Genomic DNA, 13604 nt, shown 5'->3' with positions numbered 1-13604 from the left:
CATGAATATAAGAACATTAGTCGGTAATGGTATTTTAGCGGCATTATATATTGCTGTTTCTATGCTTATTCAGCCATTTGGCTTTACGAGTGTACAGTTTCGTATTTCAGAGATGTTTAATCATCTCGTTGTATTCAATAAGAAAGCAATTTACGGGATTGTATTAGGTGTATTTTTAACGAATCTCTTTTTCTCACCTATGATCGCTTATGATTTAGTATTTGGAGTAGGGCAATCAATTCTTGCATTACTTGCAACTATTATTTCTATGCGCTTCATTAAAGGTGTTTGGGCTCGTATGATTTTTAATACAGTTATTTTTACAGTCACAATGTTTATGATTGCAATTGAACTTCATCTTGCGTTTGATCTGCCATTTTTATTGACATGGCTAACTTGTGCAGTTGGTGAATTTGTTGTAATGGCAATTGGTATGCCTGTAATGTACTGGATTAATAAGCGAGTGCAATTTGAAAGATTTATGCAATAGATGAAAGAGCTGTCCTTACTTAGGATGGCTCTTTTTGTATGTGATTAAATTGTATATAATACTGTGACTCTTGATAAAATATAATAAAATAAAGTGAAACTTTAATCAGTGGGGGGACCCCACTGATTATTAGCCCGCACCAATCGGGCATTTACGGACAGCCCGACTCCCGCCTAACTTCTTTGCTTTCGTTAAATTTTAAGGTGGGAGTCTTACTGACCGTTCATGCGGGATAAATATAAGAAGTCTTATAAAAGGGGAATCTAGTATGAAATATAAAATACATTGGTTGTATAAAACGAAGCGTGGTTTACAAACTGAATTAACAACAGATTATATGAACATAGAAGAAGTGCTTCAATTTGCGGAGGATTTTGAGAAAACAGGTAGGGTGAAAGAACTTTTATTTTTCGATGAAATGGACGCGGAATGGTCATTAAAAGAAATGAAAAAACTGAGTAAGCAAGTGGAGGAAGATCCGCAAGAAATTCAAGTTTATTTTGATGGTGGTTATGATGTACAGACGAAAGAATCTGGGGTTGGTATATGTGTATACTATAAAAAAGGAAATACAAATTACCGAATTCGTCGCAATGCATACATAGAAGGTATATATGATAATAACGAAGCAGAGTATGCAGCATTATTATACGGGATGAATACACTCGAGGAATTAGGAATTAAATATGAAGCAGTTACACTTCGTGGAGATTCTCAAGTTGTACTGCAGCAATTAGCTGGTGAATGGCCTTGCTATGATGAACATTTAAATCATTACTTAGATCAAATTGAACAAAAAGCGAAGCAAATGAAATTAAAGCTTATTTGTGAACCGATATCTAGAAAACAAAATAAAGAGGCACATCAATTAGCAGCGCAAGCATTAGAAGGGACGACAATTGATAGTCATAAAGAAATAACCGAATAGAGAGGTGCACACGTGAAGAAGAAGCAACTCATTACAGAGGTAAATGACTTATTAGAAACGTATTGCGGAGGGTGTTTCCTGCAAGAACATAATCGGAAAAATCATAGTAAATACTATGCCCATTCTTTTTGTATACGGCAATGTACGGTTGGAGAGAAGTTGAAAAAGTATGGGGAGCAATTGTCATAAAAAAACATCCAGAGAATTTTCTCTGGATGTTTTTTAGTGCTTCGCTTCGTGTAATTGATGCTCGCATTTACTTAATTTTTTTTCTTCATTCATTAGAAATGGCTCATCTAAATCCGTTGCAACGGATTTCATGATTTCAAGCTGAGAACGAGCCGATTCTACTGCAGTAGTGGCATGCTCTAATGTGTCTGGATCCATTGAAATTGTTGCAGAACCTACCATTTTTTGTGCAGTTTCTACACGGAATTTTACTTCTTCAAAATCATTTACATGTGACCCCATTGTTATTGCCTCCTTTGTATTTTGCGCATTTCACATAGTTTTTGCTCTGGAAAACGGAAATATACAAAGGAATAACAAAGGAGGTTACCAAGTAAGGTAACCTCCTGTCATATGTGGGATTAAAGTTTTGCTACGTTAGCAGCTTGAGGTCCACGGTTTCCTTCAGTAATGTCGAAAGATACTTCTTGACCTTCCTCTAAAGCTTTGTAGCCGTCGCTTTGAATAGCAGAGAAATGTACGAATACATCTTCAGAGCCTTCCATTTCGATAAATCCAAAACCTTTTTCATTGTTAAACCATTTTACTTTTCCTTGCATGTCACAATTCCTCCTAAAAACGATTCCTTTTTTCATTTAGTGAAATTCATTAAAAAATAATAAAAATAAAAAATGCTATATTATCGAATATTCTGCTAAATGATTAATTTAAATATACATGAATTGGTAGAATTTAGTCAAGTAAGCGTTTTTAAAATTTTGTATTTTGAATTAATTTTTCTCGAATTTTTAAAAAGGTATAGGACAAGCCGAGTATGTAATATTCTTAAGTGAATGCTGTACATAATGAGGTGAAAGAATGGATAAGTCTTATTTATTAGATAATGAAGGGATGAAAAATAGAGTCGACATACCAAATTGGGTTGCAAAAGAATTTCATGATTTTTCGAGTGTCGTGTTAGAACCAACCTTCCCGTGTTATTTCGGTTTAACAGCTTTGAAGAAGAATGAACTTCGTTATTCATTTCTCTCTCATAATGATTGGAGTCATTTGCCCAATACAATGTTAACTTTTTTGGAGCTAATGAAAGAGCGGCCGATTGTAAGAAGAGGATTTTTTCTTTTTGTGGAACCGGAATGTGAAGAAAAATCAATCGAATATTATCGAGATTATTTTTGGAAAGTACTACAATATTTGCATGAACAAGATAATCAATTATGGCCAAAGCAAATCCCGAAAAATCCAGACCATCATTTATGGGAATTTTCATTTGGTGGTGAACCAATATTTGCATTTGGGAATGCGCCAGCTTATAAACAGCGAAAGACTAGGCATTTAGGAAATTCTCTCGTTATTGGATTCCAGCCACGAACTATTTTCGATGGATTAGAAGGAGATCGTCCTAAAGGGTCGTATTCAAGACAAATGGTCCGTGAACGAGTTGAAAAGTGGGATCAGTTGCCGAAGCACCCTAACATTAGTCACTACGGCGATCCTAATCATCGTGAATGGAAACAATATTTCATAGGGGATGATATTGAGCCGATTAAAGGTAAATGTCCTTTTCATCATAGAGTAGAGAAATAAGAGCCATCAATTGGATGGCTCTTTTGCATATTTTGGATAAAAAAGGGTATTGTATTAGTGAATAATTTTTATGAAAGCTAGTCTATTTTCTTTATTTGCATCATTACTTAATAGTAAAAGAAGTAGAAAGGATAGAGTGATGTTTGGAGCAATTATACAACAAATAGTATTAGGTATTTCATTAGCTGCACCTGTAGGTCCGATTAATATTGAAATGTTAAAACGAGGAATTGAACGTGGATTTTGGCATGCGTGGATTGTTGGAATCGGAGGAATGACTGCTGATATTTTGTTTATGCTGCTTATTTATTTTGGTTTATCTTCTGTGTTTATGTATACATATGTACAAGCTTTTATGTATTGCGCTGGTTTTTTCTTGTTGTTTTATTTAGGGTTTCAAAGTGTAAAACAAGGAATTTCTCACTCTAATATGGAATATAAACAAGAAGAGATAGGTGGACTTAAACAATCTTTTATGGCAGGATTTCTAATTGCGATATCCAATCCATTAAATCTCGTTTTTTGGTTTGGTATATATGGAAGTACACTTAGCTCGTTGCTTACAAAGGTAACGAAACAAGAAGCTTTTTTGTACAGTCTTTGTATTATTGTTGGTATTATTTTGTGGAATTTAAATATTGCTTTTTCTGTACATTTTGGAAGAACTTTATTAAAGAAAAAAGCACTTGGCTATATTACAGCCGGAGCAGGTATTATTTTAGTAGGATATTCTATCCATTTTGCATACAAAGCTTTACAGTTGTTCATATAAGATTGAAGGGGAGATTTTTATGTATCGAACCACTATTGACGGAAAAGAAATTATCATCACTTTAGCACCAAAAATCCGAAAAGAAATTACTGATAGGAATCCACTATATGAAGCGGTATTTAAAAATGCAGCAAGGTTACTGCAAACGAAACAACCAACGTTTGCGGTAAATCATGAAGTATTTGGTCTCATTATTGGAGAAGTACAAAGAGGAGAAGTAACAGTGTTTGCAGTAGAACACATTATTCCGAAGCAAAATATATTTGGTCCGAACACTTTTTTCTCGACAATAGAACAGCAGGCAAATTTGTAAAGTGAATAGAATAAGAATGAAATAGAAAAAAATGGTCGTAACGATATGTTGCGGCTGTTTTTGTGGAAAAGGGGGAAGTAAGATGAAGAGAGTGGTGAAAGAGTTTTTTTTACAACATGATATTGTTATTATGTATAGTGTTCTATTAATTTTTATTATTATTTTAAAAATGCAATTTTTCACATGGATTGGTATGTTAGCGTGTATGTTTGGGATTGTTTTTTATACGTTTAACGAATATATGACACACCGTTTTTTATTCCATTTAAAGCCGCCTAAAAACGCATTTTTATTAAAAATGTTAAGAAGATTACATTATGATCATCACGTATATCCAGATGATTTAAAACTTTTATTTTTGCCTGTATGGTTTAGTATACCTAGCTTTACTATATATTTACTTATAACGTATGGTATTACAAAAAGTGTTACTGTTACACTTTCATTCGGAATCGGAATGATTATCATGCTCCTCGTTTATGAATGGAAACATTATATTGCACATAAACCGATTCGTCCCTTCACTAAGTTTGGAAGATGGCTAAAAAAACAGCACATATTACACCATTATAAAAATGAAAAGTTTTGGTTCGGAGTTTCAAATCCAGTATTCGATTTTATATTTGGAACACTTAAAGATGGAAAAGACGTTGAATTAAGTGAAACAGCTCGTAATTTAGAAAAGGAGACAAAGAAAGAAGTAGTGCGATAAGCACTACTTCTTTCTTCTATTTTAATGGGAATAAAAGTTTAATCGAATCAATCAAATTTTATGTTAAAAAAGTATATTGGGAATTTAAGAGAAAATGACGAAAAATGTCTATCGAAAAATCTTTGCAGGAATGTACGGATTGTCTAAAATGAAAATAAGTTTCTGAATATTTATAAAATTTAGTCTTTGTGTATGCAAGGGGAATTGTATTTTAAGTTAAGAGAGGGGACCAGAGAATGAAACGAGATGATACGTCAGCACGTAAGTTAAAAAATGAGGTGAATTATACAGAAGTTGTTCAGTCTGAAGAGTTTCAATTGTTATTAAATACGAAAAAGAAGTTTATCATTCCAATGAGTATTTTCTTTTTAAGTTTTTTTATAGCACTACCTATTTTAACATCGTATTCAAAGGTGCTTAATACACCGGCGTTTGGTGATGTGACATGGGCATGGGTATTTGCTTTTGCGCAATTTATTATGACATGGTCATTATGTATGATTTACAGCAAGAAAGCCGAATCCTTTGATGAAATTTCGCAAAAAATTCTGCAAGATATGCAAAAAGGGAGGGGCTGAATTTGAATACTACTGCGTTTGCACTATTTTTAATTATTGTCCTTGGTACGCTCGTCATAACCTATTTTGCATCAAAAAAAACGAAAAATGCGAGTGAATTTTATACGGCTGGAGGGGGATTAACTGGCTGGCAAAATGGTCTGGCTATTGCTGGGGATTACATGTCTGCTGCGTCATTTCTTGGTATAGCCGGAGCGATAGCGTTAACTGGGTTTGATGGGTTCTTTTATAGTATCGGCTTTTTAGTTGCTTATTTAGTTGTTCTATATCTTGTCGCAGAACCGCTTAGAAATTTAGGGAAGTACACGTTAGCGGATATGATTGCGGCACGTTTTGATGCGAAAAAAGTTCGTGGTATAGCAGCGCTTAATACGATGACGATTTCAATTTTTTATATGATTGCACAATTAGTTGGTGCGGGTGCACTTATTAAACTATTATTAGGTATTGAATATACAACATCTGTATTAATCGTAGGTACACTTATGACTGTGTATGTTATTTTTGGAGGAATGACAGCTACGAGCTGGGTTCAAATTGTAAAGGCTGTACTACTTATGGCAGGGACATTTATTATTTCTGTTATCGTTTTCTCCAAATTTAATTTCAGTGTGACTGAAATGTTCGCTCACATGAAAACAGCTACTCCATTAAAAGATTCGTTTTTAAATCCAGGAGTAAAGTATAAGGATGGTCTTGATACACTTTCTTTAAATTTAGGACTAGTCCTTGGTACAGCGGGATTACCACATATTCTTGTCCGCTTTTTTACAGTACGTGATGCAAAAACTGCACGTCAATCTGTTGTATATGCGACGTGGTTAATTGGCGCGTTTTATATTATGACAATTTTCTTAGGGTTTGGAGCAGCAGCGTTTGTAGGAAATGAGGCGATTATTAAAGCAAACCCTGCTGGTAATATGGCAGCACCTTTATTAGCAAAAGCATTAGGCGGAGATTTCTTATTTGCTTTCGTATCAGCAATTGCTTTTGCAACTATTTTAGCTGTAGTAGCAGGACTTGTGTTAACAGCAGCATCAGCATTCGCGCATGATTTTTATAATGAGATTATCCGTAAAGGAAAATCAACGGAAAAAGAGCAAGTGTCAATGGCTCGTTATGCGTCTATTGGAGTAGCGATAGTATCTATTATACTTGCTTTATTTGCTCAGACATTAAACGTAGCATTTTTAGTATCACTAGCATTTGCGGTTGCAGCGAGTGCAAATTTACCGGTTATATTATTTACAATCTATTGGAAGCGTTTTAATACAACAGGAGCAATTTCTGGTATGATTGTTGGTCTTGTATCAGCGATTGTTCTTGTAGCGTTAAGTCCAAATGTTTGGAACCCAGTAGCTGGAAAAGCTATTTTTGTTGGAGAAGCGATATTCCCATATACGACACCTGGAATTATTTCGATCCCACTCGGGTTTCTTGCAGCATATTTAGGAACTGTTTTCTCTAGTAAGAAAGAAGATGCAGCGAAATTTGATGAAATTCTTGTGAAATCTAATACTGGTCATGGTATTAGTGATGCATCTTCGCATTAAAAAAGAGGAGCTTTTCGAAATATAAGAAAAGCTCCTCTTTCTTTTGACATTTTCTTATAAATATTACTTAAATTTTGGTAGGATTTGTCTTGTGTTTGTGGAATGAAAATAGGCAGGGAGAAATTTAACTCATCATGGCACCAACGCAGCTTTGTGAAAAATAAGTTGTTATGGAAGGTGGAAGAAATGATGAAGACAAAACAAACCGATGAATTATTAGCAAAAGATGAGCAATATGTGTGGCACGGAATGCGTCCCTTTAGTCCAAGTAGTACAATGGTAGGGGCAAAAGCAGAAGGGTGCTGGGTTGAAGATATACAAGGAAAAAGATACTTAGATGGTATGAGTGGTCTTTGGTGTGTAAATAGCGGATATGGAAGAAAAGAGCTTGCAGAGGCAGCTTATAAGCAATTGCAAACATTATCATATTTTCCGATGTCACAATCACATGAACCAGCAATTAAGCTCGCTGAAAAGTTAAACGAGTGGCTTGGTGGAGAGTATGTTATTTTCTTCTCTAATAGTGGATCAGAAGCGAATGAAACCGCTTTTAAAATAGCAAGACAATATTATGCTCAAAAAGGTGAACCGCATCGTTACAAATTTATGTCACGTTATCGTGGTTATCACGGAAACACAATGGCAACGATGGCGGCAACTGGCCAAGCACAACGTAGATACCAATATGAGCCATTTGCTTCAGGTTTTTTACACGTAACGCCTCCAGATTGTTACCGCATGCCAGAAATGGAACCACAAAATATTTATGATGTAGAATGCGTAAAAGAAGTAGATCGTGTTATGACATGGGAATTAAGTGAAACGATAGCAGCATTTATTATGGAGCCAATTATTACAGGCGGAGGTATTTTAATGCCGCCACAAGACTATATGAAAGCTGTTCATGAAACGTGTCAAAAACACGGAGCACTACTTATAAGTGATGAAGTTATTTGTGGTTTCGGGCGTACAGGAAAAGCATTTGGGTTTATGAACTATGACGTTAAGCCTGATATCGTTACGATGGCAAAAGGTATTACGAGCGCATATTTACCATTATCAGCAACAGCTGTAAAAAAAGAAATTTATGAGGCATTTAAAGGAACAGGAGAATATGAATTCTTCCGCCATATTAATACATTTGGTGGAAATCCAGCGGCTTGTGCATTAGCGCTTAAAAACTTAGAGATTATGGAAAATGAAAATTTAATTGAGCGCTCTGCACAAATGGGTTCGCTTTTATTAAATCAATTAAAAGAAGAAATCGGAGAACATCCACTTGTTGGTAATATTAGAGGGAAAGGGCTATTAGTTGGAATCGAACTAGTAAATGATAAAGCGACGAAAGAACCAATTGATAATGACAAAATTGCAAGTGTTGTAAATGCTTGTAAAGAAAAAGGGCTCATTATTGGGCGTAACGGTATGACAACAGCAGGATATAATAATGTCTTAACATTGGCACCGCCGCTCGTTATATCAAGTGAAGAAATTGCTTTCGTTGTTGGTACGTTGAAGACGGCGATGGAGCGTATTTAATTAATTGAGCGAGCTGTAATATACAGCTCGCTTTTGTTTATTACGTGAAATAGGATAGCTTTTTAAAGGAAGGGATATTAATGGAGAAATATGACCCTAGTAAACATTATCACATCGGATATTATGAAGATGGATATGATTTAGAAGTGACAGCGTATAAAAAAATAAATGAACCAATTTGGGATGCCTATATTCCACACTATGAGGTAGATGATTTTTACAAAAAAGTGGAGGAAATGAAGCTAGGTGAATATATAGATGATTACGGCATTAAAGTCTATTCATTTCGTGATGATATCGATGATGAAGAAGCACGCTCCATTTTTGAAAAATGGTTAAAAACGAATGGAATTGTTTAAAGAGAAAATGAAAAAGGAGATTGCTATCTTTTAAGATAGCAATCTCCTTTTATTATAGTAAACTTATTTACTTGCTTTCATTGCTTTATCTTTTGCACCAAAAGTGTATTTTAACATTGGTGGTGTAATCATCGTTGTTAAAATAACTACGATAACGATTGCTGTAAAGTAATCTTGTGCTAATAGGCCAGAAGAAAGTCCTGTTCCTGCGATGATAAGTGCAACTTCACCACGAGAAACCATACCAGCACCGATAATTGCAGAAGACTTTGCATCAAATCCAGTGATTCGTGCACCGAATCCACAACCGATTAGTTTTGTGAATACAGCGATAACTGTTAATGCTAAGATGAACCAAATTTGATCGCCAATACCGTCAAATGTAATATTCATACCGATACTAACAAAGAATACTGGAACGAACATAGCGTAAGCAATTGGTTCTACTTTCTTTTCTACTTCATGTTTGTAGTTCGTTTGAGAAATAGCGATACCAGCTGCGAAAGCACCGATAATACCAGCAATTCCTAATAGTTCGCCGAAGTATGCGAATGAGAAACAGATGATAAGCGCAGCACTAACGATAGACTCAGATACGCGAAGCGGTGATAACCAACGCATGATTGCTGGAACACCCTTCCAACCAATTAAAATGATAGAAGCAAAGAATACTACTTTCTTCAAGATAATCATTGTTAAGTTAACGTCATCTGTGCCTAAGAAGCTCATTGCAAATGCTAATAAAATAACAACAAGAATGTCATCAAATACAGCGGCTCCAAGCATCGTCGTACTTTCACTTGTTTTCATTTTACCTAAATCACGAAGTGTTTGAACGGAAATACTAACACTTGTTGCACATAGAAGTAATCCTAAAAAGACAGCATTCCCTTGTTCCATACCGACAACAAGACCGGCAACGTAACCACCTACGAATGGAAGAACGATACCTCCAAGTGCAACAGCTAAAGAAGAATTACGATTTGCGTTTAATTCTTCTAAGTCTGTTTCAAGTCCTGCCATAAACATTAAAAGAATAACTCCGACATTACTTAATTGTGTTAGAAGCTCTGAATTTTCAATCCATCCGAATATAGCTGGACCGATAACGATACCAACAATTAATTTACCGAGTACAGAAGGTTGACCTAATCTAACACTAAGGTCACCAGCGAGCTTTGTACTTAATAAAATAAGTGCAATCTGAAAGAAAAATTCGAATTCCATTTGATCCTCTCCTCATCATTTTTTATTTTTATCATACGATTTCTCGGAATTTGCCTAATGATAATATGTAAAGATCCATTAAACAAAGGGTCTTATTACGAGTTCTTTTGAACTTGTAATTTGAACCTGTAATTAATATATAATAAAATTTATTAAAAATCAATGAAAAAATAGCAGATTTTCATGAGAGGATTCGTTTTAGAAACGGGGGATATAGATATATAATAGGAAGTAATAAAGTTTACATATAATGAATGGAGAAAGAAAAATGTTATTAAATCAACGTTTTACAATTGGGGAAATGGCGAAAATGCATAATATAGCGGAATCTACATTACGTTATTATGATGAAAAAGGGATTTTTCATCCGTCAATTGTTGACCCTCAAACGAATTATCGTTATTACACAATTGATCAGTTTTCACTATTAGATACGATTAAATTTTTACGCCAATTGAACATCCCGTTAAAGGAAATAAAGAAATATATTGATGAACGAAATCCATCTTATGCGCTGAATTTACTTGAAAAACAACAAGAAATGATGCTGAAAAAACAAAGAGAAATCGAGTATGCTTTGGCAAAAATGGAACATAAAATCCATTTAATGAAGAAAGCGACGAAATCTGAAGCAAATCAAATTATTTATAAAAAGATACCGAAACGAAAAATTACAGCAATTGCAGTTGCACCAAATACAACGGATGATATGTTTGAATATTATATCCATTCGTTGCAAAAAAATATGAAGCAAATTGATAATAGTTTATTTTCAGGTGATATCGGTGTAACAGTTTCAAAAAAAGCATTAATGCAAAATGAGTTTCAAGCATATAACAGTGTGTTTATTTTATTGGATTACATGCCTTTTGAAGCGCATACTTCAGATGAAATAAAAGAAGGGATATTTGCCTGTTCTTATCACCATGGACCATATGAAGAAACAGACGCAACGTATACGGAATTATTAAAGCACATTGATAACGAAGGATATGAAGTGTGCGGAGATGCACTGGAACTTGCATTAATTGATTGGTCCGTAACAGAAAATCCGAAGGAGCAAGTAACGGAAATTCAAATACCTGTTGTTAAAAAATAGGCTTATATATTTTTTGATTCTCTATTGACCTTCAAGTAACTTTAAGGTTTAAACTGTGAACAGAGCATTGAAAAAGGAGCATTTATATGATGGAAACAACAGAAAAATTAAGAGAAAAACCAATTAAAAGTTTATTTATTACGTATTTAATACCAGCTGTTCTTGGGATGGTATTAATGTCGGTTAATATTGTGATTGATGCAGTCATGATTAGTAGAGGAGTTGGAGCGAACGGTTTAGCCGGAGTAAACGTAGCTATTCCAGCCTTTTCAATTTTCTTCTCTATTTCATTATGGATTGGAATGGGCGGAGCAACGCTATATTCCATTGCACTAGGTGAAAATAAACTGGAAAGAGCAAGGTCTATCTTTACTCAATCTATGACAGTAGCAGTTGTTATCGTTGGCGTTTTAGCGGCTATTTGCTTATGGAGAATAGAAGATTTAGCATATTTATTTGGTGCGAATGAAGTGATTTTACCATACGCATTAGACTATTTACAGGTGTTATTAACATTTGGAATGATATACGTTTTAGAAAATATTTTAAGTACATTTATACGAAATGACGGAAATCCTAATTTAGCAATGGCAGGTCTTGTTGTAACGGCTGTATTAAATATAGTGTTCGACTATATTTTTATTTTCATCTTTGGATGGGGTGTAACTGGTGCTGCTTCAGCTACTATTCTTTCAGCGGCAATTGGTTTCCTTGTATTATTAACTCACTTCTTTAGAAAAAGTAGTATTTTAAAATGGACGAAATTCCATTTTGAATGGGATACGGTTAAACAAATTATGGTGATCGGTTTCCCAAGCTTTACAGCAGAAAGTACAGTTGCAATCGTAACGATCGGTTTTAACATTGCATTCGTTCAATATGCAGGAGAACTAGGTGTAGCTTCTTATGCGATGGTGAATAGTATTCATGCAATGACATTACTATTATTCTTCGGTGTTGGTGCAGCATTACAACCAATCGCTAGTTTCCATTACGGTGCAAACTTATCAGAAAGATTGCGTGAAGGATTACAGTTTGCTGTGAAAATTGCGCTTGTACTCGGAGGCATTGCGATTGTTGTCGGTTTATTCTTCGGGAAATATATTATAGGTTTATTTAATGTTCAATCGCCAGAACTATTGGAGTTAACGTTAACAGGTATTAGTTTATTCTTTATTCAATATGTATTTTTAGGATATAACATTGTGTATGGAGAGTATTTCCAATCAGTGCGACAAACGAAAAAATCAGTACTTATAATAATGAGCCGAGGTTTACTATTTGTTATCCCATTGTTATGGATTATGCCAAAAGTATTTGGTATAAACGGAATTTGGCTCGTTATGCCAGTAGCGGAAGTATTGACAGCAATTATCGTATTTACGATGAATCGTATGAAACATCCTGTTCCGTTAAACATGGCGAGAGAGAAAAAAGCAATATAGTGAAGAAAATCCCCTTGAACAAGTAAGGGGATTTTTTTTCATTCTTTTAAACTAATCGCAAAAGATCCATCTGTCTCCTGCACAGAAGCGAAAGCCACATTTTTAATATTTGTAACGCCTTTCTCCATTAACTCTGCATGTAACCACTTTTCATTTTTATGGATTAATTTTAAGTTATCGTATTGAATTTGTGAATCAACGATAAGAGCAATTGGTAAGCCTGCATACTTAACATTTATATTCAAATCTTTTGGAGTCAGAGGCACAAGTTCTCTTTTTGGTAAAATACTAATAGCTCCATTCGCTTCTAATATCGCATACTCAATTTCATGAACACTTGGATATCCTGCGACGCGAAGGTTAGAAAGCAATTCAGGGATCGGATATCTACTTTTTTGTAAGTTCTCAAAAATAATATCACCATGTTTAATTAAAATAATGGGGTGTCCGAGAATAAAACGATTTAGTTTGTTGAGTAGGCTTAATTTTGTAAGAAGCAAATGCAAACATGTAATAACGACCATACCGAGAAATGCTTGTAAAGCACCAGCGACTGGTATGGCTTGAAAAGCTAAATAAGATAAAAAGATAATAGCCCCAAAATCATGAGGAGTTAGTTGTGCTAATGCAGATTTACCAAGTAGCTTAAGTGATAGTAAAAATAAGATAAAAAAGAATGATACGTTACATAAAAAGAGAAGCAATAGGGACACTCCTTCGTGCGAAGTTGTACTTACTATTCCCGAAATTAATAGAAATATTACCTTTTGGAGGATAAATTAGGCTTAATTGGAATTCGTCTGTATACAAACG

General features: G+C 34.6%; 17 protein-coding genes. 13 read left to right on the top strand and 4 right to left on the bottom strand.

Translation table 11 applies throughout. From position 1 onward, the window contains the following. The first annotated feature begins 1 nt into the window (after position 1). The 3 genes from NSS74_RS15770 to NSS74_RS15760 all read left to right on the top strand — a co-directional run bounded on the left by NSS74_RS15770 (position 2) and on the right by NSS74_RS15760 (position 1607). Entirely contained in the window at positions 2–490 is a 489-nt protein-coding gene (locus NSS74_RS15770) for a QueT transporter family protein (RefSeq protein ID WP_002011909.1), read from the top strand. A gap of 268 nt (positions 491–758) precedes the next feature. Then, positions 759–1418: a ribonuclease H family protein gene (locus NSS74_RS15765; RefSeq protein WP_002141078.1), complete on the top strand. Its 660-nt coding sequence runs from the start codon at positions 759–761 to the stop codon at positions 1416–1418. Positions 1419–1430: 12 nt separating this feature from the next. Next, on the top strand, positions 1431–1607 hold the full coding sequence (locus tag NSS74_RS15760) for a zinc-finger domain-containing protein (protein WP_002011906.1): 177 nt from the start codon (positions 1431–1433) through the stop codon (positions 1605–1607). Between the two features lie 33 nt (positions 1608–1640). Here NSS74_RS15760 and NSS74_RS15755 read toward each other — a convergent pair whose 3' ends face one another. Both NSS74_RS15755 and cspB read right to left on the bottom strand, forming a co-directional pair. After that, positions 1641–1889 (bottom strand): DUF2564 family protein, encoded by a 249-nt coding sequence (locus tag NSS74_RS15755; protein ID WP_002011905.1) that lies wholly within the window; start codon positions 1887–1889, stop codon positions 1641–1643. A 119-nt stretch (positions 1890–2008) separates the two neighbouring features. Beyond that, positions 2009–2206, bottom strand: a complete 198-nt coding sequence (gene cspB / locus NSS74_RS15750) for a cold shock-like protein CspB (RefSeq protein ID WP_002011904.1) — start codon at positions 2204–2206, stop codon at positions 2009–2011. Between the two features lie 259 nt (positions 2207–2465). On the opposite strand from cspB, the gene NSS74_RS15745 reads away from it, so the two are divergent. The 8 genes from NSS74_RS15745 to NSS74_RS15710 all read left to right on the top strand — a co-directional run bounded on the left by NSS74_RS15745 (position 2466) and on the right by NSS74_RS15710 (position 9020). Beyond that, complete coding sequence (locus NSS74_RS15745; RefSeq protein WP_002141079.1) at positions 2466–3194, top strand: YqcI/YcgG family protein; 729 nt, start codon at positions 2466–2468, stop codon at positions 3192–3194. Between the two features lie 139 nt (positions 3195–3333). Next, positions 3334–3966 carry a LysE family transporter gene (locus tag NSS74_RS15740; RefSeq protein WP_002030886.1) on the top strand — a complete coding sequence of 211 codons (633 nt, stop codon included), beginning with the start codon at positions 3334–3336 and terminating at the stop codon, positions 3964–3966. Between the two features lie 19 nt (positions 3967–3985). Next, entirely contained in the window at positions 3986–4279 is a 294-nt protein-coding gene (locus NSS74_RS15735) for a hypothetical protein (protein ID WP_002011898.1), read from the top strand. Between the two features lie 82 nt (positions 4280–4361). After that, positions 4362–4991 (top strand): sterol desaturase family protein, encoded by a 630-nt coding sequence (locus NSS74_RS15730; RefSeq protein ID WP_098636196.1) that lies wholly within the window; start codon positions 4362–4364, stop codon positions 4989–4991. Positions 4992–5227: 236 nt separating this feature from the next. After that, on the top strand, positions 5228–5569 hold the full coding sequence (locus NSS74_RS15725) for a DUF485 domain-containing protein (protein ID WP_002011894.1): 342 nt from the start codon (positions 5228–5230) through the stop codon (positions 5567–5569). Positions 5570–5571: 2 nt separating this feature from the next. Further along, positions 5572–7122: a solute symporter family protein gene (locus tag NSS74_RS15720; protein ID WP_002011892.1), complete on the top strand. Its 1551-nt coding sequence runs from the start codon at positions 5572–5574 to the stop codon at positions 7120–7122. 189 nt (positions 7123–7311) lie between these two features. After that, positions 7312–8661: an aspartate aminotransferase family protein gene (locus tag NSS74_RS15715; RefSeq protein ID WP_033716322.1), complete on the top strand. Its 1350-nt coding sequence runs from the start codon at positions 7312–7314 to the stop codon at positions 8659–8661. An 80-nt stretch (positions 8662–8741) separates the two neighbouring features. Then, on the top strand, positions 8742–9020 hold the full coding sequence (locus tag NSS74_RS15710) for a DUF3986 family protein (protein ID WP_002141082.1): 279 nt from the start codon (positions 8742–8744) through the stop codon (positions 9018–9020). A gap of 63 nt (positions 9021–9083) precedes the next feature. Here NSS74_RS15710 and NSS74_RS15705 read toward each other — a convergent pair whose 3' ends face one another. Further along, on the bottom strand, positions 9084–10247 hold the full coding sequence (locus tag NSS74_RS15705) for a cation:proton antiporter (protein WP_340813941.1): 1164 nt from the start codon (positions 10245–10247) through the stop codon (positions 9084–9086). 268 nt (positions 10248–10515) lie between these two features. Between NSS74_RS15705 and NSS74_RS15700 the strand changes: the two genes are divergently transcribed. Together NSS74_RS15700 and NSS74_RS15695 are read left to right on the top strand one after the other, a co-directional pair. Further along, positions 10516–11346 carry a MerR family transcriptional regulator gene (locus NSS74_RS15700; RefSeq protein ID WP_002086530.1) on the top strand — a complete coding sequence of 277 codons (831 nt, stop codon included), beginning with the start codon at positions 10516–10518 and terminating at the stop codon, positions 11344–11346. 89 nt (positions 11347–11435) lie between these two features. Next, positions 11436–12791 carry an MATE family efflux transporter gene (locus NSS74_RS15695; RefSeq protein ID WP_033716432.1) on the top strand — a complete coding sequence of 452 codons (1356 nt, stop codon included), beginning with the start codon at positions 11436–11438 and terminating at the stop codon, positions 12789–12791. A gap of 38 nt (positions 12792–12829) precedes the next feature. On the opposite strand, the gene NSS74_RS15690 is transcribed toward NSS74_RS15695, so the two are convergent. Then, complete coding sequence (locus tag NSS74_RS15690; RefSeq protein WP_002126540.1) at positions 12830–13495, bottom strand: DUF421 domain-containing protein; 666 nt, start codon at positions 13493–13495, stop codon at positions 12830–12832. Positions 13496–13604 lie beyond the last annotated feature (109 nt).

This window comes from Bacillus sp. FSL E2-8868 (assembly GCF_038005505.1).
GTDB lineage: Bacteria > Bacillota > Bacilli > Bacillales > Bacillaceae_G > Bacillus_A > Bacillus_A mycoides.
Note: the sequence above shows the minus strand (reverse complement) of the source record. Positions and strands in the feature narration are given on the sequence as shown.